This window comes from Stutzerimonas sp. C6.4V (assembly GCF_058536345.1).
Window position 1 is genome coordinate 2,306,907 of sequence record NZ_JBZUBM010000001.1, and the last position, 20,080, is coordinate 2,326,986.

General features: G+C 63.0%; 12 protein-coding genes. 4 read left to right on the forward strand and 8 right to left on the reverse strand.

Features of this window, described 5'->3' with window-relative positions; translation table 11 throughout:
- Positions 1–153 precede the first annotated feature (153 nt).
- The 5 genes from AC4LFW_RS10820 to cysM all read right to left on the reverse strand — a co-directional run bounded on the left by AC4LFW_RS10820 (position 154) and on the right by cysM (position 6,411).
- Positions 154–693, reverse strand: coding sequence for a DUF2058 domain-containing protein (locus AC4LFW_RS10820; protein ID WP_491819057.1), 540 nt, complete (start codon positions 691–693; stop codon positions 154–156).
- Between the two features lie 78 nt (positions 694–771).
- Positions 772–1,596 (reverse strand): nucleoside triphosphate pyrophosphohydrolase, encoded by an 825-nt coding sequence (gene mazG / locus AC4LFW_RS10825; RefSeq protein WP_491819058.1) that lies wholly within the window; start codon positions 1,594–1,596, stop codon positions 772–774.
- Between the two features lie 180 nt (positions 1,597–1,776).
- Complete coding sequence (gene relA, locus AC4LFW_RS10830; protein WP_491819059.1) at positions 1,777–4,023, reverse strand: GTP diphosphokinase; 2,247 nt, start codon at positions 4,021–4,023, stop codon at positions 1,777–1,779.
- Between the two features lie 99 nt (positions 4,024–4,122).
- Positions 4,123–5,478, reverse strand: coding sequence for a 23S rRNA (uracil(1939)-C(5))-methyltransferase RlmD (gene rlmD, locus AC4LFW_RS10835; RefSeq protein WP_491819060.1), 1,356 nt, complete (start codon positions 5,476–5,478; stop codon positions 4,123–4,125).
- A gap of 33 nt (positions 5,479–5,511) precedes the next feature.
- Complete coding sequence (cysM, locus tag AC4LFW_RS10840; protein WP_491819062.1) at positions 5,512–6,411, reverse strand: cysteine synthase CysM; 900 nt, start codon at positions 6,409–6,411, stop codon at positions 5,512–5,514.
- Positions 6,412–6,694: 283 nt separating this feature from the next.
- Between cysM and AC4LFW_RS10845 the strand changes: the two genes are divergently transcribed.
- Positions 6,695–8,491, forward strand: a complete 1,797-nt coding sequence (locus AC4LFW_RS10845; protein WP_491819063.1) for a gamma-glutamyltransferase family protein — start codon at positions 6,695–6,697, stop codon at positions 8,489–8,491.
- 53 nt (positions 8,492–8,544) lie between these two features.
- Here AC4LFW_RS10845 and AC4LFW_RS10850 read toward each other — a convergent pair whose 3' ends face one another.
- Positions 8,545–11,298 (reverse strand): response regulator, encoded by a 2,754-nt coding sequence (locus AC4LFW_RS10850; RefSeq protein ID WP_491819065.1) that lies wholly within the window; start codon positions 11,296–11,298, stop codon positions 8,545–8,547.
- 206 nt (positions 11,299–11,504) lie between these two features.
- On the opposite strand from AC4LFW_RS10850, the gene AC4LFW_RS10855 reads away from it, so the two are divergent.
- Positions 11,505–12,233, forward strand: coding sequence for a 4'-phosphopantetheinyl transferase family protein (locus AC4LFW_RS10855; protein WP_491819066.1), 729 nt, complete (start codon positions 11,505–11,507; stop codon positions 12,231–12,233).
- Between the two features lie 102 nt (positions 12,234–12,335).
- Here the strand turns inward: AC4LFW_RS10855 and AC4LFW_RS10860 are convergent, their stop codons facing one another.
- Together AC4LFW_RS10860 and AC4LFW_RS10865 are read right to left on the reverse strand one after the other, a co-directional pair.
- Positions 12,336–13,937: an ATP-binding protein gene (locus AC4LFW_RS10860; protein WP_491819068.1), complete on the reverse strand. Its 1,602-nt coding sequence runs from the start codon at positions 13,935–13,937 to the stop codon at positions 12,336–12,338.
- Positions 13,934–14,659, reverse strand: coding sequence for a response regulator (locus tag AC4LFW_RS10865; protein WP_491820205.1), 726 nt, complete (start codon positions 14,657–14,659; stop codon positions 13,934–13,936). The genes AC4LFW_RS10860 and AC4LFW_RS10865 overlap by 4 nt, the downstream gene beginning before the upstream one ends.
- A gap of 924 nt (positions 14,660–15,583) precedes the next feature.
- Between AC4LFW_RS10865 and AC4LFW_RS10870 the strand changes: the two genes are divergently transcribed.
- On the forward strand, positions 15,584–18,478 hold the full coding sequence (locus AC4LFW_RS10870) for a ribonucleoside-diphosphate reductase subunit alpha (RefSeq protein ID WP_491819069.1): 2,895 nt from the start codon (positions 15,584–15,586) through the stop codon (positions 18,476–18,478).
- Positions 18,479–18,808: 330 nt separating this feature from the next.
- Positions 18,809–20,062: a ribonucleotide-diphosphate reductase subunit beta gene (locus AC4LFW_RS10875; RefSeq protein ID WP_491819070.1), complete on the forward strand. Its 1,254-nt coding sequence runs from the start codon at positions 18,809–18,811 to the stop codon at positions 20,060–20,062.
- The last annotated feature ends 18 nt before the right edge of the window (positions 20,063–20,080 follow it).

Consider the following 20,080-nt stretch of genomic DNA (forward strand, 5'->3'; position numbering starts at 1 on the left):
CCGCAAGACGGGCATAAGTCCGTCCTTTTGTCGGAGGGGCTCGCTGGATGTACTCTCTCCGCTACCCCACAGCCTGCCTTGGTAGGCGACAAGCGCGGACCAGGCACTCGCCAGAGGCCCGCTGCAATTACCGGCAGCAGGCCTGCTCCACGATTACCACATCAGATCGTCGGGGATCTGGTAAGCGGCGTAAGGGTCGTCGGCATCCGGTGCTTGGGTCTGGACATTGAGCTGCACGATGCGGCGCGGATCGCGCTCCTGGATCTTCAATGCAGCCTCACGCGGGATCACTTCGTAACCGCCGCCATGGCGGACGATAGCCAGCGAGCCACTGGAGAGCTTGTCACGCATCAGCTTGTTCACCGACAGGCGCTTGACCTTCTTGTCGTCGACGAAGTTGTAGTAGTCCTCCGTGGTCAACTTGGGTAGGCGGCTGCCTTCGATCAGCTGCTTGATCTGCGCGGTGCGAGCCTTCTGTTCGGCTTTTTCCTGCTGCTGACGGTTCAGCTCCTGATCGCGGGCCTGCTTTTCGGCCTGAGCCTTGAGCGCCGCTTCACGCTGGGAGTCATCCTTTTCGAGCTGGCCTTTCTTTACCAGGCGCTGCTGTTTCTGCTGTTGCTTACCGGCCTGCTTGGCCTGCTTTTCGTTGACCAGCCCGGCTTTGAGCAACTGATCGCGAAGGGAAAGACTCATAGTTCCACTCATCCAATATGACTTAAGGCTAAGCTTGAAGCGGCTCAGCATACCGCTATACCTAGCAGCTTTTGACTTCTAGCTTCCAGCTTTGAGCTGCTTCTTGGCTTCATCCCACAATGCATCCAGCGCTGCCAGATCGCACTGTTCGATAGGCCGCCCCGCTTCCCGCAAGGCTTGTTCGATAAAGCGGAAGCGCCGCTCGAATTTTCGGTTGGCCGCACGCAAGGCATTTTCCGGATCGACCTTCAGATGCCGCGCCAGATTGACCGTGACGAACAGCAGATCACCGATCTCTTCTGCCATGGCCTCCGGGTCGTTCTCGCTCATGGCCTCGAGGACTTCGTCGAGTTCCTCACGCACCTTGTCCAGTACCGGCAACGCGTCCGGCCAGTCGAAGCCGACCTGTGCGGTGCGCTTCTGCAACTTGGCCGCGCGGCTGAGGGCAGGCAGTGCGCTGGGCACATCGTCGAGCAGCGACAGCTGTTCTGGTGCAGCGGACTTCTCCGCGCGTTCCTCGGCTTTGATCGCTTCCCAGCGCTGCTTGATCTGCGCTTCATCGAGACGGGGCAGCTCCGGCGAGCCGTAGAGATCGCCGTCGGGGAACACGTGCGGGTGCCGACGCAGCAGCTTGCGGGTGATGCCATCAACCACCGTATCGAACTCGAAGCGGCCCTCTTCCCTGGCCAGCTGGCTGTAATAGACGACCTGGAACAGCAAGTCGCCCAGCTCACCCGGCAGGTGGTCGAAGTCACCGCTCTCGATGGCATCCGCCACCTCGTAGGCTTCTTCCAGGGTATGCGGCACGATGCTGGCGTAGTCCTGCTGCAGATCCCACGGGCAACCATGCTGCGGATCACGCAGCCGGGCCATCAGGTGCAGCAGGTCGGGGAGTTGGTACATGGGATTCCTCGGTGACACTTGGAAATCGAAGCTGGCGCCAACGTAGGTGGATGACGCTTCACCCATCCACCGCAGCGTCGTCATGGTGGATGTAAAAAACGACATCCCACCCTACGGTGCTGGAAGCCTGACACCGCGCCGCTTTTACTTCCAGCTTCAGGCGTCCAGTTGGAAGCTGCTCTAACTCGTTCTCTGGCGCTTGGCCTCGATAATGTTGGGCAGCTGCGATATCCGGCTGAGCAGCCGCCCCAGCGCATCCAGCCCGGGTATCTCGATGGTCAGTGTCATCTGCGCTGTGCTGTCTTCCTTGTTCGAGCGGGTGTTGACGGCCAGAACATTGATTCGCTCGTTGAGCAGGATCTGCGAGACGTCCCGCAGCAGACCGGAACGGTCATAGGCACGAATGCTGATATCCGCCGGATAGGTCTTCTCGGGGATCGGGCCCCAGCTGACCTGGATGATCCGCTCCGGCTCACGTCCGGCCAGTTGCAGCACCGAGGCGCAGTCCTGGCGGTGAATGCTGACGCCGCGTCCGAGGGTGATGTAGCCGACGATAGGGTCGCCCGGCAGCGGTTGGCAGCAGCCCGCCATCTGGGTTAGCAGATTGCCGACCCCCTGGATCTGCACGTCGCCGCGCTTGCCAGGCTTGGTGCTGGTGGAGCGCTTGGGGATCAGCTCGAGCTGGTCATCATCATGGGTATCCGGCTCAACCAATTGCTGGGCATGGTTGACCAGCTGAGCCAGACGCAGATCGCCTGCACCGAGCGCGGCGAACATGTCTTCTGCGGTCTTCAGGTTCGCCTTTTCCGCCAGTTTGTCGAAGTCCACCGGCGGCAGATCGAGGCGGCCCAGTTCGCGCTCCAGCAGCGCCTTGCCGGCCGCGACGTTCTGGTCGCGCGCCTGGAGCTTGAACCAGTGGACGATCTTCGCCCGCGAGCGCGAGGTGGTGATGTAGCCCAGGTTGGGGTTCAGCCAGTCGCGGCTCGGCGAGCCGTGCTTGCTGGTAATGATCTCGACCTGCTCGCCGGTCTGCAGGCTGTAGTTGAGCGGCACGATGCGGCCATTGATCTTGGCGCCGCGGCAGTTATGGCCGATCTCGGTATGCACGCGATAGGCGAAGTCCAGCGGTGTGGCGCCCTTGGGCAGGTCGATGGCATGGCCGTCCGGGGTGAAGACATAGACGCGATCCGGCTCTATATCGACGCGCAGCTGGTCCGCCAGGCCGCCGATGTCGCCTAGTTCCTCGTGCCATTCGAGCACCTGGCGCAGCCAGGAAATCTTTTCCTCGTAATGGTTGGAGGTGGCTTTTACGTCGGTGCCCTTGTAGCGCCAGTGCGCGCAAACGCCAAGTTCGGCCTCTTCGTGCATGGCCTGGGTGCGGATCTGCACTTCCAGCACCTTGCCTTCCGGCCCGAGCACCGCGGTGTGCAGCGAGCGGTAGCCGTTTTCCTTGGGGTTGGCGATGTAGTCGTCGAACTCCTTGGGAATGTGCCGCCACAGCGTGTGCACGATACCCAGCGCCGTGTAGCAATCGCGCACTTCGGGTACCAGCACACGGACGGCGCGAACGTCGTAGATCTGACTGAACTGCAGGCCCTTCTTCTGCATCTTTCGCCAGATCGAATAGATGTGTTTGGCCCGCCCGTCGATTTCGGGATGAATCCCGGTGGCGGTCAGTTCGTCCTTGAGTTGCTGCACAACGCTCTGGATGTACTGCTCACGATCCAGCCGGCGTTCATGCAGCAGCTGGGCGATCTGTTTGTACTGCTCGGGTTCAAGGTAGCGGAAGGACAGGTCCTCCAGCTCCCACTTGATGTGACCGATGCCCAGGCGGTGGGCCAGCGGGGCATAGATGTCGAACACTTCGCGGGCGACGCGATGACGCTTGTCGTCATCGGCATTCTTGACCGCACGGATGGCACAGGTTCGCTCGGCCAGCTTGATCAGCGCGACACGCACGTCGTCGACCATGGCCACCAGCATCTTGCGCAGATTTTCCACCTGGGTCTGGGTGCCCAGCACCAGCGATTCGCGCGGGTTGAGGCTGTCGCTGATGGCCGCCATGCGCAGCACGCCCTCGATCAGCTTGGCCACCACCGAGCCGAACCGCTGATGCACCTCGGACAGCTGGATCTTGCCTTCGCGTACGCCGCGGTAGATCACCGCGGCCACCAGGCTGTCCTGGTCGAGCTTGAGGTCGGCGAGAATTTCTGCGATCTCCAGCCCGATCTGGTAGCTGGAGGTGCCTTCGCTCCAGAGATTCTGTGCCGCGTTGGCCTGCTGTTCCGCCGTTCGGGCGAACTCGCAGGCCTGCTTGAGTGCGTCGCGGTCGAGTGCCGGGTCCATCCCCAGCACATGATCGAGCCAGCCATCGAGGTTGATGCTGCCGTCGGTATTGATCGGCTGAAGCGCTCTGACCTGGACCATCTATTACCTTCCCTCTACGCATCATCTGCGTCGAATACGCCGGCTTTCTTGGAGCCGGTCGGTTGAACCACAGGCCGATCGCCTGTCAAAAAAACTGAACTACGCGGGCCGCTCGAAGAGTGCCATGGCCTCGACGTGCGCCGTCTGCGGAAACATGTCCAGCACGCCTGCCTGCTTCAATCGATAGCCCTGCCCAACCAACTCAGCTGCATCGCGCGCCAGCGTTGCAGGATTGCACGATACATAGACCACGCGCCGTGCACCTAAAGTCGCCATCTGCTGCACAATTTCCAACGCACCATCGCGCGGCGGATCGAGCAGTACCGCTGCGAAGCCACCTTCGGCCCACTGCGCCTGAACAAGCGGCTTCGACAGGTCCGCCTGATAAAAGTGCGCACCCTCCAGCCGGTTGTGCTCCGCATTGGTGCGCGCGCGCTCGACCATTTCCGCGACGCCTTCCACTGCGACCACCTGCGCACCAAGACGCGCCAGAGGCAGGCTGAAATTGCCCAGCCCGCAGAACAGATCGAGCACCCGCTCGCCTGCCTTTGGCGCCAGCCAGTCCAGTGCCTGCGCGACCATCGCTTCGTTTACCGGTGCGTTGACCTGGACGAAGTCGCCGGGTCGCCAGGCCAGCTCCAGATCCCACGCGGGCAAGCGGTAGCCCAGCCGGTACGCGGAGTCCAGCGGCTGTGGCGCACCCTCGCCCTGCAGCCAGAGCTGCACGCCGTGCTCCAGAGAAAAGGCGGTCAGACGCTGCAGATCGTCTGGCAACAGCGCAGCGGTATGGCGCACCAGCACCGCTTCGCAAGTCCCGCTGAACAACTCCAGGTGACCGATCACCTGCGGCTTGCCCAGTTCATGCAACACGGCTATCAGCGCGGGCAACAGCGTTTGCAAGGGCTGTACCAGCACCGGACATTCGCGGATCGCGACGATGTCCTGGCTGGCACTGGCACGAAAGCCCACGTCCAGCCGCCGCGCCTTGTTATCCCAACGCACCGCCAACCGTGCGCGACGGCGATAGCCGAACTCCGGGCCACTAAGCGGTGCTGCCCATTGCTGTGGCTCGATCGCCGCCACCCGGGACAGCTGCTCGGCGAGGCTGCGCTGTTTCATTTCGAGTTGATCGGCCGCGCTCAGGTGCTGCAGATTGCAACCGCCGCAGACCCGCGCATGCGGGCACGGCTCGGCGCGCCGCCGGGCGCTGGCCGTTAGCACGCGCTCGGTGCGGGCTTCGACGATCTGGCTGCGCGCGTTCAGTACGCGTGCCTCGACGTCTTCTTCTGGCAAGGCGCCTTCGACAAACCAGGTGCGGTTGTCGAGAAAGGCGATGCCGCGCCCATCATTGGCGAGCCGCTGAATGCTCAGCCGCTGCTTCTTGCCGACCGGAATCTGCGGCTTCTTCTCGCCACCGCTGGGCTGGAAGCGCAAACCGCCGCTGCGCTTGGCCATCAGCAGGTACCGCCTTGCAGCGTCAGGTCGCGATCAGGGCTGGTCATAAACGCCCGTCGACAGATAGCGATCTCCACGGTCGCAGATGATCGCTACGATCACCGCATTCTCGACCTCCTGCGACAGGCGCAGCGCGGCAGCCACGGCGCCACCGGAGGACACGCCACAGAAGATGCCTTCTTCGCGGGCCAGCCGGCGCATGACCTGTTCGGCTTCGTCCTGCGCCATGTCGACGATGCGGTCGACGCGCTCGGCCTGGTAGATCTTCGGCAGGTATTCCTGCGGCCAGCGACGGATGCCCGGGATAGCGGCGCCCTCCATAGGCTGCAGGCCGATGATCTGAATCTGCGGGTTTTGCTGCTTGAGGTAGCGCGACACGCCCATGATGGTGCCGGTAGTGCCCATGGAACTGACGAAATGGGTGATGCTGCCCTGAGTCTGCTGCCACAGTTCCGGCCCGGTACTGGTGAAGTGGGCTTCCGGGTTGTCGCCGTTGGCGAACTGATCGAGCACCTTGCCGTGTCCGTCGGCTGCCATTTTTACCGCCAGGTCGCGGGCGCCTTCCATGCCCTCTTCCTTGCTCACCAGAATCAGCTCGGCGCCGTAGGCCGTCATCGCCGCCTTGCGCTCGGCGCTGGAGTTATCGGGCATGATCAGGATGAACTTGTAGCCCTTGATCGCCGCAGCCATGGCTAGGGCAATGCCGGTATTGCCGGAGGTGGCTTCGATCAGCGTATCGCCCGGTTTGATATCACCGCGAGCTTCGGCCCGGGCAATCATCGACAGCGCGGGACGGTCCTTGACCGAACCAGCGGGATTGTTGCCTTCGAGCTTTACCAGGAGGGTATTGCTGGTTTCACCGGGCAGGCGCTGCAGGCGAACCAGAGGGGTGTTGCCGACGCAATCGGCGATGGTCGGGTACTGAATTGTCATGGCTTGAGGGACCGCACAGCCTTGGAGAGGCGCACATGATACCGGCAACCATCGGCCACGGGCAGACCGCGATACCCTCGCGTCCGTCATCGCAGTACCCCGGAGCGACAGGCTTTACGTCCCGCCCCGTACCCTTTTGGCGCAGCAGACAGACGAACGGCACAGCATGGTGAGCATACGAGGAATTTCCCGTCCGCAGCGATCAGGCTTGGCATACCGGGGTCAGTGGTCTAGGCCTGTAAACAGTTACATATTTCCTACCGCCTCAGACAAGGAACATCCCATGCACGTTGGACGAGCCGCCCTGGTTCCCTCGATTCTGGTGTTCAGCCTCACCGCCTGTACTCAGCCGGACGCTCCGTCCAGCGAAATCCCACCCGCGCCGGAAGCGTCCAGCGGCTACTCGGCCAAACCCGGCTGGGCCCTGGAGCGCTTCGCCGTTGCCGCAGCCAACCCACTGGCAACCGAGGCCGGCTACCGGATACTCAAGGCTGGCGGCAGCGCAATGGATGCCGCCGTGGCGGTCCAGATGGTGTTGAGCCTGGTCGAACCGCAGTCCAGCGGGCTTGGCGGCGGTGCCTTCCTGCTGCATTGGGATGGTGAACACATCGCAGCGCTGGACGGGCGCGAGACAGCACCTGCAGCGGTAGACGAGCGACTGTTTCTGACTGAAGACGGCAAGCCGATGGCATTCCTCGACGCGGTCGTGGGCGGTCGCTCGGTGGGCGTGCCGGGGGTGGTCAGGATGCTCGAACGCGCGCACGACAGGTACGGCAAGCTGCCCTGGAGCACCTTGTTCGAACCGGCTATCGAACTGGCTGAAGAAGGTTTCGAGATCAGCCCGCGCCTGCATGGTCTGCTCGCCAGCGACCCGGCCCTGCGCAAAGACCCGCGAGCCGCGGCGTTCTACTACCAGAACGATGGCGAGCCTTTGCCCGTCGGCCATCGCCTGCGCAATCCGGCCCTCGCCGCGCTGCTCAAGGACATCGCCGAACGCGGCAGCGATGCGTTCTATACCGGCGCCAACGCCCGGTCGCTGGTGCTGCAAGTGAACACTCACCCGACCAACCCGGGCCGCATCAGCCTGAATGATCTGGAGGGCTACCAACCACGCCAGCGCGACGCCATCTGCACCCTCTGGCAGAAGCGCTATCAGGTCTGCGGCTTCCCGCCACCCTCCTCCGGCCACATTACCCAGATGCAGATCCTGGGGATGCTGGAGCAGCTGCCACCGCTGCAGCCCCTCGATCAGAACGTGCCATCCGCCGAGTTCCTGCACCGTTACACCGAGGCTTCGCGCCTGGCCTATGCCGACCGTGCCAAATACCTGGCCGACCCCGATTTCGTGCCGGTGCCGGGCCGCACCTGGAACAGCATGCTCGCGCCGGACTATCTCAAGCAGCGCGCCGCCCTGATCGGTCCGCGCAGCATGGGCACCGCCGAGCCGGGAGAACCGGGGGACATGCCGATCGCCCTCGCCTCTCAGCCCGATCAGCCGGAATATGGCACCAGCCACATCAGCATCGTCGATGCCGAAGGCAACGCCCTGGCAATGACGACCACCATCGAACAGGCCTTCGGTTCGCGCCTGCTCAATGACGGCGGCACCGGCCTGGCAGGAGGCTACCTGCTGAACAACGAACTCACCGACTTCGCTTTCGAGCCGTACGACGCGCTGGGCCGACCGGTAGCCAATCGCGTCGAACCCGACAAGCGCCCGCGCTCGAGCATGAGCCCCACGCTGGTTTTCGACGTCACAGGCGAACAGTTTCTGGCGAGCCTCGGTTCCCCTGGCGGCGCAGCGATCATCCACTTCACCGCGAAAACACTGCTCGGCATGTATGACTGGGGGCTCGACGCGCAGCGAGCCATCGACCTGCCCAACTTCGGCAGTTTCAATGGCCCGACGGTACTGGAGGCCGGCCGCTTCCCGGCCAGCACCGTGCAGGCGCTGAAAGCCCGCGGCCACGCGATCAACGAGACGGAGATGACCAGCGGTCTGCAGGCGATCCAGCGTACCGAGAACGGCTGGTTCGGTGGCGCCGACCCGCGGCGCGAAGGCGTGGTGATGGGCGAGTGAGCTAGCCTGGACTGCCCGGCCATTCCTGTCGGCCGGGCAGAGTGCGAGCCCCGTCAGACGACTCGCGACTCGTATTCCAGGCGTTCGATTGCGTTGTCGAGCTCATCCAGTGCCTGGGCCGCGCTGGGGTGATTCTGCTTGAGCAGGGTTTCGCTGCGTTCGCAGGCCGCGCGCAGTTGCGGCACGCCGCAGTAACGGGTCGCACCGTGCAGGCGGTGGACGCGATCGATCAACGCCTGTTGGTCACCAAGGCGCCGCGCCTGCCTGATCGACAGGCGGTCGTCCTCCAGCGTGGCCAGCAGCATGCTCATCATGTCTGCCGCGAGGTCGGCCTTGCCGGCCGCCAACCGCAAGCCTTCCTCGGCATCCACCACCTTGAGGTTGTTCTCCGCCGCTGGCATCTCCTGTGGCGCGGCCAGAAAACTGCGCGAAAGCGGCAGCCCGGTCCATTTCAATACCACCTGGGCCAGTTGCCGCTCGCTGATCGGCTTGGTCAGGTAGTCATCCAGCCCGCTCTGCAGCAGCGAGCGCTTCTCGTTGGACAGCGCATGCGCCGTGAGCGCAATGATCGGCAGCGGCGGTTGCCCACTGTCGGCTTCCCATTGGCGGATCGCCTCGGTGGTCTGGCGCCCGTCCATCCCGGGCATCTGCACGTCCATGAAGACCAGATCGAACGCCTTGCGCTTGACCGCCTCCAGCGCTTCCTGGCCGCTGCTGACCGCCTCGGCCTCACCGCCCATGTCGGTCAGCAGGGTCTCCAGCAGCAACAGGTTGGCCGGGTTGTCATCGACGCAGAGCACTCGCGGTGGCCGGCTATCTGGCACTGTCAGGGCTTCGATCAAAGCCTGGGGCGGGCGCAGCAGGTCGAGAAGAACGCGCTGCAGCTTCCGTGTACAGGCCGGTTTGCCTTGCAGCTGCGTGTGGGTATGGGATTCGGGCAGCGCCTCATGATAGTGCGCCTGTTCGGTGGTCGGGCAGAGCACGATGCATTTGCAGCCCAAGCCCTCGAACTCCCATAGACGCTGGCACAGCTGCTGCGGTGCGATCTCGCGGCTGGTCACGCCGATCACCGCGATCTCGATCGGTGCCTCGCTTGTTCGGCCGGCATCCACGGCCTGCTGCAACTGGTCCAGCGTGTCGAAGCTCAACACCTCCAGCCCGCAGCTTTCCAGCTGATGCTGCAAGGCCTGGCGGGCCAGCGGGTGTTGCTCCAGCAACCCGACCCTACGCCCCAGCAACGCGGCACGCGGCAGGTCCTCGATGTCATCGCGGGCTTTCGGCAGGCTCAGGCTGATCCAGAATTCGGAACCCTCATCGGGAATGCTGTCGACGCCAATCTCGCCTCCCATCTGTTCGATCAGACGCTTGGAAATCACCAGCCCAAGCCCGGTTCCGCCGGGCTGGCGGGACAGGGAGTTATCCGCCTGACTGAAGGCCTGGAACAGCATGCGCAGGTCCTGATCGGTCAGGCCGATACCGGTGTCCTGCACGCTGATGCGCAGCTGGGCCCGGTCGGCACGCTCATCCTCGACCATGGCGCGGACAACGATGGTCCCCTCGTTGGTGAACTTGATGGCGTTACTGACCAGATTGGTCAGCACCTGTTTGAGGCGCAATGGGTCGCCGACCAGCGACAGCGGTGTGTCGCGATAGACCAGGCTGACCAACTCCAGATGCTTGCCGTGCGCCGCAGGCCCGAGGATGGTCAAGGTATCTTCGATGAGGTCGCGCAGGTTGAACGGAATGCTGTCGAGTACCAGCTTGCCGGCCTCGATCTTCGAGAAATCGAGGATCTCGTTGATGATGCCCAGCAGGCTGTCGGCCGATTTTTCGATGGTGGACAGGTAATCCTGCTGACGCGGCGTGAGGTCGCTCTTCTGCAGCAGATGGGTAAAGCCGAGGATGCCATTGAGGGGCGTGCGAATCTCGTGGCTCATGTTGGCCAGGAACTCGGACTTGATGCGGCTGGCTTCCAGCGCCTCCTTGCGCGCCAGATCCAGCTCGATGTTCTGGATCTCGATGGTTTCCAGGTTCTGCTGCACGTCCTCAGTCGCCTGGTCGATGCTCTGCTGCAGCTCCTCGCGCGCGCCGAGCAGCGCCTCGGCCATGCGGTTGATCCCCGCGGCGACCTCGTCCATCTCGTGACTGCCAAGCGGCGGGAGACGGGTTTCGAGGTGACCGTCCTTGAGCTGCGCCACGGCCACCTTGACCTTGTGCAGGGGTTTGCTGATGGCCGCACTCATGCGCAACGCCAGCAAGGCGGTGATGATCAGCCCGGCGCCGATCAGCAGCAGACTGGTGAACAGGCTGCGATAGCCGCGTAACAGGGTGCCCTGGTGCGACAGCTCCAGCTCCAGCCAGCCAATCTGGCGCAGATCGTTGTCAGGGTTGTCCTCAGCCAGGTTCAGATGCTTGCCCAGCACCGGCAGGAGGATGCGCGTGGCGTCGATGCTGCTGACCTGGGTCAGCGCCTCGGGGTCGGCCGGCGGTGACGGAGTGATCATGTTCGGCCCTGCGTGAGCCAGCAGGTTGCGCTCGGTATCGAGAATCGAAACGGCGCGTACGTCGGGCTGGTCGAGGACCTGGTTGAGGATCCGCTGCAGACGCTTGCCGTACCCCTGGGCCATGGCCGGTGCGGCCAGCGGGGCCAATTGCTCGGCAATCAGCTGGCCGCGCTCGTCGAGCTGATGGCGCATTTCCGACAGCTGCAACCAGGTGAAATAGACGCCGAGCGCGACCGCCAGCACAGTGCTGGGCAGCAGTATGAGCACCAGCACACGACTCTTTATTCCTAGGTCTTTAAGCACGGATCCATTCCCCTGGTTGCGTGGCGGCTAGTGTAGCGGCTCGACGGCCGGGAATCTGCCCGTTAGCGCGACCTGACGACGGGTATCCTGTGGTCCGGGCAAAAGGCGAAGAGATGGACCTGGCCTGGGCGCACCGCAGGGCAGCTCCTATCTGGGCAAACATCAGCGTATTCGCTCCAGAGGGGGATTGAGGCACACTGACGCGCATGAAGCCGCTCTCCTACCACCCCGCCTGCTGCTCACCACTGAGTGATCACTGGCCGTTGCCGTTTGCCCTGCCAGGCGTGCAGCTGATCAGCACCCGCTTCGATCCCGCCTTGCTCGATCCAGAGGATTTCGGCCGCTGTGGCTTGCCTGCCGTGGCAGCGGTGCGCAAGCGCCAGAGCGAATTTCTCGCAGGCAGGCTCTGCGCACGCGAAGCCTTGCTGCGGGCAACCGGCGCGTCGTGCACCCCAACCGTGAATGAAGACCGCTCGCCCTGCTGGCCAGCCGGCGTGGTCGGCTCCATCACTCACGGCGCGGGATGGGCCGCTGCTGTCGTGGCGCGTCGCGAGCAGTGGCTCGGCATCGGGCTGGATGTGGAAAAAAGACTTCCGGTGGCGCGGGCTGACCGGCTGGTCGCTGAAATCCTCACCCCGCGGGAGCGTGCAGGCTACGAAGCGCTGGACGAAACACAGCGGGCACTACGGGTGACCCTGACCTTTTCCATCAAGGAGAGCCTGTTCAAGGCGCTCTACCCGCTGGTGAACAAGCGCTTCTATTTCCAGGAAGCCGAACTGATCGATCACAATCCCAGGGGCAGCGCCCGCCTGCGCCTGCTCAATGATCTTTCGGAACACTGGAAGACCGGCGCCGAGCTGGATGGCCAGTTCGTGCAGTTCGATGATTACTTGCTGAGTCTGGTCAGTATTCCGGCTCCGTCATCGGGCCTATAAGCACCCGAACCAGTCGCGGAAGGCGGGGTGATCACCCTCTCAAGACCAAACCTGTTCGCCCAGCGCGGATATTCGCGAGCCCGGCACGGCCCGATCTCTGTTCTATTTCACATGCCTGCGCGGCCAGACCAGGCTGAAGCGCGCCCCACCCAGATCACTGTGCCCGATCTGTGAGCGTCCGCCATGCCAGTAGGTGATCCGGCGCACGATGGAGAGCCCCAGACCATGGCCACCCGATGCCCGGGTACGGCTGTCATCCAGCCGCAGGAAGGGCGTGAAGACCTTCTCCCAAGCCTCTTCCGGCACGCCCGGCCCGTCATCATCGACATGCAGCTGCACCCGTTCGGCGTCGATGCCGTAGCTGACCTGCACCCGCGTTTCGGCATGGCGCATGGCGTTAGCGACCAGGTTGCTCAAGGCGCGACGCAGGTAATGCGGCTCGGCATCGACCACACTGCTGCCGTCGGTGCCCGGCTCGCAAGGTCCGCGCTCGACCAGCACAGCAGGCCGCAGCGGCGCCAGCTCACCGATGACCTGATCGACCAGCGCGCGCAGATCGACAGCTTGAAAGGTCAGCTCCGGCGACCCACGCTCCAGACGGGTATAGACCAGCATCTCGTCCACCAGCCGGTCGAGGTCGTCGATATCGCCATCCATCCCTTGGAGGTATTTGGTTCGCGCCTCGGGGGTCTGCGCATCCGCCGCCATTTCCAGACCGAAACGCAGGCGCGCCACCGGTGTGCGCAGTTCGTGGGCCACGGCGCTGACCATCTCGCGCTGCACGGCCAGCAGCCGCTGCAGGTGGCTGGCCATGCCATTGAATGCCTTTGCCAGGCGCCCAACCGAGTCAGTACCCGCGTCCGGCACACGCGTTTCAAGGTTGCCGCCGGCAATGCGCGTGGCGGCGCTTTCCACCTCTCGCACACGGCGCTCCAACTGACGCACCAGCAGATAGACGGTCAAGCCGATCAGCGACAACCCGAGAGCGGCGATCAGCACCAACAGTTGTGGCGGATAGGGATTGAGCTGGTACAGCGGCCCCAGGGACATGATCCATGGCGTGCCGGAGATCGCCGCGAACACCCGGATCGCATCGCCGTCTCGATCCAGCGCCATCACCGTGTCGCCTTCATCGAGACGGCGTCGCTGGTCGTCATCGAGGCTGGCGCTGTCACGGGTCAGCAGCTCCAGTGCGTAGCCGAAGCCATGCGTCTGCTTCAGCTCGGCCAGACGCCAGGGCTGCTCCTGTTCGGGGTAGCGGATCAGTTCGTCGATCAGCAGATAGATGGTCGCGCGGGCCAGTTGCTCGCTGATCTGCTCGACCTCGCCGGTCAGGACCAGGCGTGCCGTGGCGCTGACCAGGGAAAAGATGGTGACGCTATGGGGGCGCATCTGCTCGACCAGTACCTGTCCACGCAGCAGGCGCGCTTCCAGGCTGCTTTCGAGCCTCACGTCTTCCAGCGTGCGCACGCGCAACGGGATGCCCAGCAGCCGGCCCCAGAGGTTGGCCGCCTGGCGCCGCTCGATGGGCGTCATGCTTTGCATGTTGTGCGCCATCAGGCGGAAGGTACCGGCTGCCAGCGCCTCGCGGTGGCGATCGGCACGCGCTTCGTTGAGCAGCTGCAGCCCGCCCACGCCCAGCAGCGCCACCAGCACCAGCACGGCGACCATGCCGCCGTAGATGCGCAGGAAGATGGAGTTCACTGCAAGGCTTCAGCCGCTTCGGAAACGAACAGGTAGCCCTTGCCGCGGACGGTCTTGATCAGTCTCGGGTGGTCGGGGTCGTCGCCGATCTTGGGACGGATACGCGAAATCCGTACATCGATGGAGCGGTCCTGGCCGTCGTAGGCGATTCCACGCAGCTCGGCGAAAATCTGCTCGCGGGACAGGGTTCGTCCCGGGTTGGAAGTCAGCAGCCAAAGCAGGTCGAACTCCGCACCGGTCAGTTCGATACCTTCCCCGCGCAACCAGGCTTCGCGCAGCGCGCTGTCGACCACCAGCGGGCCATATTGCAGACGCTTGAGGCCTGCGCTCGAGGCTGGTTCGCTGACGCCCTCGCGACGACGCAGCAACGCGCGGATACGTGCCAGCAACAGGCGAGGCCGAACGGGCTTGCAGACATAATCATCGGCGCCGGTTTCCAGCCCAAGCACCTGATCGAGATCATCGGCGCGGGCGGTCAGCATCAGGATCGGACCGTCGTAGCGGTGGCGGACCTTGCTGCAGATACTCAGGCCATCCTCGCCCGGCAGCATCAGGTCGAGCACCACCAGATCAGGGCGTTCACTGATGATGCGTTCGGCAGCCTGGGCACCGTCCGCTTCGATGGAGACCTGCAGGCCATTGCTCTCCAGATACTCGCGCGTCAGTTCAGCCAACCGCTGGTCATCTTCGACAATGAGGATGTTCCACGACTCTTGATCCACCATGCGCCCCCTTCAGACCGACGGCCGCATTGTAGCGCCAGCCTGTGACCAGATGGCAGGGCCGGCCCGCCTTCGGATGACGCTCAGGTGCGCAAACAAGGCTGCAGGCTTTGAACAGGCAGATCTTCCCTTGGCCATGCATCGGTGCTGACTCAGCCTTTTCGAACAGCTGACTGGCAGGCCAACAAAGGTCCCGGGCCGTGCTGATGTGTCACAACGCCAGTATTGTTGTGACAGACCGCAAGCCGGCTGTCTCTCTGCGAAAAACGTACCTGAATCCAGCTTTGACAAAACACCACATATAGTGTTTACGCATTCGCCGGCCAGGCGTCTGAAACCGGCCGGGAGCGCAGCATTTCATCCGAAGGCTATGCAGCCCTTGAACGACGCGGGTTGCACTCTGATCGCGCACAGCTCACCCACAACTTATCCACAGCTTGTTCATTCCAGCCGTCTTGCATGGGGCCACAACCGCCACTATCGTGTCGTCCCAGGCGCCTAAAACCCTATATGTAGGGTTTAATCGAGCCAAGAGACACAAACAGCAAAAAAAGCAAGCCAAATATTTCGCTCCGAGAATTAACCGGCTCGCGCACGCGCCGAGCGCGACGGATCGATGCTGCAAGCCCCGCTCTGCGGCCCGAAACGTTGATTTTGCTCAAGCCCAGCAGTAGCGCATGCGCCAAGCGCGTCACACTACATGTTGTGTTTAGCGGTTGTGAACTTCACAACGCCTGACTATGCTTCGGCACATTCGATTCGCCGCCCCAGGAGCGAATCGCCTCCAGTTTTGAGTTACCCATGAGCCGGTTCGCCGGGGCATGGTTCATGCAACACGAAAGAAACATGCGAGACCGATCAAGGCCGCCCACAAAGCAGGCCTGACACCTAACGCGTTAGAGACAGAGAGAATCCGGAGACCCCATGCAGAACGAGTCCATTCGCGAGAACCCGCACGCCGACAACAGCACGCTGGACCTGGCCGCCACTGCGCCGGGCCAGCTACGCGTGATCAAGCGCAACGGTACAGTCGTCCCCTACACCGATGACAAGATCACCGTCGCCATCACCAAGGCGTTTCTCGCAGTGGAAGGCAACAATGCTTCTGCCTCGTCGCGGATTCACGACACCGTCGCGCGTCTGACCGAACAGGTCACCGCCACCTTCAAGCGTCGCATGCCCTCCGGCGGCACCATCCATATCGAAGAAATCCAGGATCAGGTCGAACTGGCCCTGATGCGTTCCGGTGAGCAAAAAGTCGCGCGCGACTACGTGATCTACCGCGAGTCCCGCACCCAGGAGCGCAAGCGTGGCGCGGTCGACGCACCGGTTGACGCCCATCCGAGCATCCGCATCAAGCGCGCCGACGGCAGCCTGTCGCCGCTGGACCTGGGCCGCCTGAACACCATCATCACCGAAGCCTGCGAAGGCCTCGCAGAAGTCGATGGCGCGCTGATCCAGAAGGAAACCCTGAAGAACCTGTACGACGGCGTTGAGCAATCGGACGTCAACACCGCGCTGGTGATGACCGCCCGTACCCTGGTCGAGCGTGAGCCGAACTACTCCTACGTCACCGCTCGCCTGTTGATGGACACCCTGCGCGCCGAAGCCCTGGGCTTTCTGGAAGTCGCCGAATCGGCCACCCATCACGAGATGGCCGACCTCTACGCCAAGGCGCTGCCGGCCTACGTGGAAAAGGGCGTGCAGTTCGAGCTGCTCGACCCGCGCCTGAAAGAGTACGACCTGGCCAAGCTGGGCGCCGCGATCAACCATGAGCAGGACCAGCAGTTCACTTACCTCGGCCTGCAGACCCTCTACGACCGCTACTTCATCCACAAGGATGGCGTGCGCTTCGAGCTGCCGCAGATCTTCTTCATGCGCGTCGCCATGGGCCTGGCCATCGAGGAAGAACAGCGCGAAGCCCGCGCCATCGAGTTCTACAACCTGCTGTCGTCCTTCGACTACATGGCCTCCACGCCGACCCTGTTCAACGCCGGCACCCTGCGTCCGCAGCTGTCGTCGTGCTACCTGACCACCGTGCCGGACGACTTGGGCGGCATCTACGACGCCATCCGCGATAACGCCCTGCTCTCCAAATTCGCTGGCGGCCTGGGCAACGACTGGACCCCGGTTCGCGCACTCGGCGCCTACATCAAGGGCACCAACGGCAAATCCCAGGGCGTCGTGCCCTTCCTGAAAGTGGTCAACGACACCGCTGTTGCGGTCAACCAGGGCGGCAAGCGCAAGGGCGCGGTCTGCGCCTACCTGGAAACCTGGCACCTGGACATCGAGGAATTCCTCGAACTGCGCAAGAACACCGGTGACGACCGTCGCCGTACCCACGACATGAACACCGCCAACTGGATTCCGGACCTGTTCATGAAGCGCGTCTTCGACGACGGCAAGTGGACGCTGTTCTCGCCAAGCGAAGTACCCGACCTGCACGACCTCACCGGCAAGGCCTTCGAGGAGCGCTACGAGTACTACGAAGCCCTGATCGAATACGGCAAGATCAAGAACTACAAGACCCTGCAGGCCAAAGACCTGTGGCGCAAGATGCTCTCCATGCTGTTCGAGACCGGCCACCCATGGCTGACCTTCAAGGACCCGTGCAACCTGCGCAGCCCGCAGCAGCACGTCGGCGTGGTGCACAGCTCCAACCTCTGCACCGAGATCACGCTGAACACCAACAAGGACGAGATCGCCGTCTGCAACCTGGGCTCGATCAACCTGCCGCGCCACATCGTCGACGGCAAGCTGGACACCGCCAAGCTGGAGCGCACCGTGCGCACCGCCGTGCGGATGCTCGATAACGTTATCGACATCAACTACTACTCGGTGCCGCAGGCGCGCAATTCCAACTTCAAGCACCGCCCTGTGGGTCTGGGCATCATGGGCTTCCAGGACGCGCTGTACCTGCAGCACATCCCGTACGGTTCCGATGCCGCCATCGACTTCGCCGACAAGTCCATGGAAGCGGTCAGCTACTACGCCATCCAGGCTTCCTGTGACCTGGCCGACGAGCGTGGCGCCTACGAAAGCTTCCAGGGTTCGTTGTGGAGCCAGGGCATCCTGCCGCTGGACTCGCAGCAGATCCTCATCGAAGCACGCGGCCAGAAGTACATCGACGTCGACCTGACCGAGTCCCTGGACTGGGCTCCAGTTCGCGCCCGCGTCAAGAACGGCATCCGTAACTCGAACATCATGGCCATCGCCCCGACCGCGACCATCGCCAACATCACCGGCGTGTCGCAGTCCATCGAGCCGACCTACCAGAACCTGTACGTGAAATCGAACCTCTCGGGCGAATTCACCGTGATCAACCCCTACCTGGTTCGCGACCTCAAGGCCCGCGGCCTGTGGGACGCGGTCATGATCAACGACCTCAAGTACTACGACGGTTCGGTGCAGCAGATCGAGCGCATTCCGCAGGAGTTGAAAGACCTCTACGCGACCGCCTTCGAAGTGGAAACCAAGTGGATCGTCGACGCCGCCAGCCGCCGCCAGAAGTGGATCGACCAGGCCCAGTCGCTGAACCTCTACATCGCCGGCGCCAGCGGCAAGAAGCTGGACGTGACCTACCGCATGGCCTGGTACCGTGGCCTGAAAACCACCTACTACCTCCGTGCCCTGGCCGCGACCAGCACCGAGAAGTCCACCGTCAACACCGGCAAGCTCAACGCCGTGTCCAGCGGTGGCAACAGCGGCGCCAGAGCTGCTCCGGCGAAAGCCGCACCAGCGCCAGAAATGTCGGCAGGTCCGGCACCGGTCCCAAAAGCCTGTGCCATTGATGAACCGGATTGCGAAGCCTGCCAATAAGTAGGTGGTTAGCTGACGCACGAATCTGAGCGGACCGCGCGTTGTTGTCCGCCAAGCCGGCCCCCATCACGTACAGCTGTACGCTCAGGGGCTCCGACTTGGCAGACGCCTAGCGCTGCCTCGCTCAGCTTCGCGCTCACACAGAGCTGCGCTGATAAGCGGTACTCCGGGGCAACGTAGCTCGTAGGGTGGATGCCGCTTTTTGCATCCACCGATGGGCACCACTCCGCTGCCCACAGTCACAACACATTCCGCGCTTTTGCGTGCAAACCAAAAGCCACCAGACATTTTCGACCGGCCACGACCGGTCCCCAATCAGGAGAAACCACCATGCTGAGCTGGGACGAATTCGACGAAGAAGAAACCACCACCGCCACCGCGCAGGCCGCCCCGCAAGCCGCTGCCGCAAAGACTGAATCTCCCGCCAAGCTCGACCAGGACGCTGCCGGCTCCGTCGAAGAAGCCCGTGCCGTCGCCTCTGACGACTCCGCAGCGGTCGCACGTGCCAAGAAGGCCCTGAACGACCTCGACATTCAGGAAGGTCTGGACGAACTGGAAGGCGAATCCGCCCGCGTTCACGTCGGCGACAAGCAGATGATCAACGCCCGCGCCGACCTCAACCAGCTCGTCCCCTTCAAGTACGACTGGGCTTGGCAGAAGTATCTGGATGGTTGCGCCAACCACTGGATGCCCCAGGAAGTAAACATGAACGCCGACATCGCCCTGTGGAAGAGCCCGGACGGCCTTTCCGAGGACGAGCGCCGCATCGTCAAGCGCAACCTCGGCTTCTTCTCCACCGCCGACAGCCTGGTCGCCAACAACCTCGTGCTGGCCGTGTACCGCCTGATCACCAACCCCGAGTGCCGCCAGTACATCTTGCGCCAGGCCTTCGAAGAGGCGATCCACACCCACGCCTACCAGTACTGCATCGAATCGCTGGGCATGGATGAAGGCGAGATCTTCAACATGTACCACGAGATCCCGAGCGTCGCGAAAAAAGCCTCCTGGGGCCTCAAGTACACCCGCTCCATCTCCGACCCGACCTTCCAGACCGGCACCGTCGAGACGGACAAAGAGTTCCTGCGCAACCTCATCGCCTACTACTGCGTACTGGAAGGCATCTTCTTTTACTGCGGCTTCACCCAGATCCTCTCCATGGGCCGCCGCAACAAGATGACCGGCACCGCCGAGCAGTTCCAATACATCCTGCGCGATGAATCCATGCACCTGAACTTCGGCATCGACGTGATCAACCAGATCAAGATCGAAAACCCACACCTGTGGGACGCCGCCATGAAGGACGAAGCGACCCAGATGATCCTCCAGGGCACCCAGCTCGAAATCGAATACGCCCGCGACACCATGCCCCGCGGCGTCCTCGGTATGAACGCCTCGATGATGGAGGACTACCTCAAATTCATCGCCAACCGCCGCCTGACGCAGATTGGGTTGAAGGAAGAGTACCCAGGCACCACCAACCCGTTCCCATGGATGAGCGAGATCATGGATCTTAAAAAGGAGAAGAACTTCTTTGAGACGCGGGTTATTGAGTATCAGACTGGTGGGGCGTTGAGCTGGGATTGATTGCAATAATAGTTTAGT

Bases quoted from the DNA above. Each gene is read 5' to 3' on its own strand.
- AC4LFW_RS10870 (WP_491819069.1), top strand. From the start codon at position 15,584: ATGCAGAACGAGTCCATTCGCGAGAACCCGCACGCCGACAACAGCACG.
- AC4LFW_RS10855 (WP_491819066.1), top strand. From the start codon at position 11,505: ATGAAGCCGCTCTCCTACCACCCCGCCTGCTGCTCACCACTGAGTGAT.
- AC4LFW_RS10845 (WP_491819063.1), top strand. From the start codon at position 6,695: ATGCACGTTGGACGAGCCGCCCTGGTTCCCTCGATTCTGGTGTTCAGC.
- cysM (WP_491819062.1), bottom strand. From the start codon at position 6,411: ATGACAATTCAGTACCCGACCATCGCCGATTGCGTCGGCAACACCCCT.
- rlmD (WP_491819060.1), bottom strand. From the start codon at position 5,478: ATGGCCAAGCGCAGCGGCGGTTTGCGCTTCCAGCCCAGCGGTGGCGAG.
- AC4LFW_RS10875 (WP_491819070.1), top strand. From the start codon at position 18,809: ATGCTGAGCTGGGACGAATTCGACGAAGAAGAAACCACCACCGCCACC.
- AC4LFW_RS10820 (WP_491819057.1), bottom strand. From the start codon at position 693: ATGAGTCTTTCCCTTCGCGATCAGTTGCTCAAAGCCGGGCTGGTCAAC.
- mazG (WP_491819058.1), bottom strand. From the start codon at position 1,596: ATGTACCAACTCCCCGACCTGCTGCACCTGATGGCCCGGCTGCGTGAT.
- relA (WP_491819059.1), bottom strand. From the start codon at position 4,023: ATGGTCCAGGTCAGAGCGCTTCAGCCGATCAATACCGACGGCAGCATC.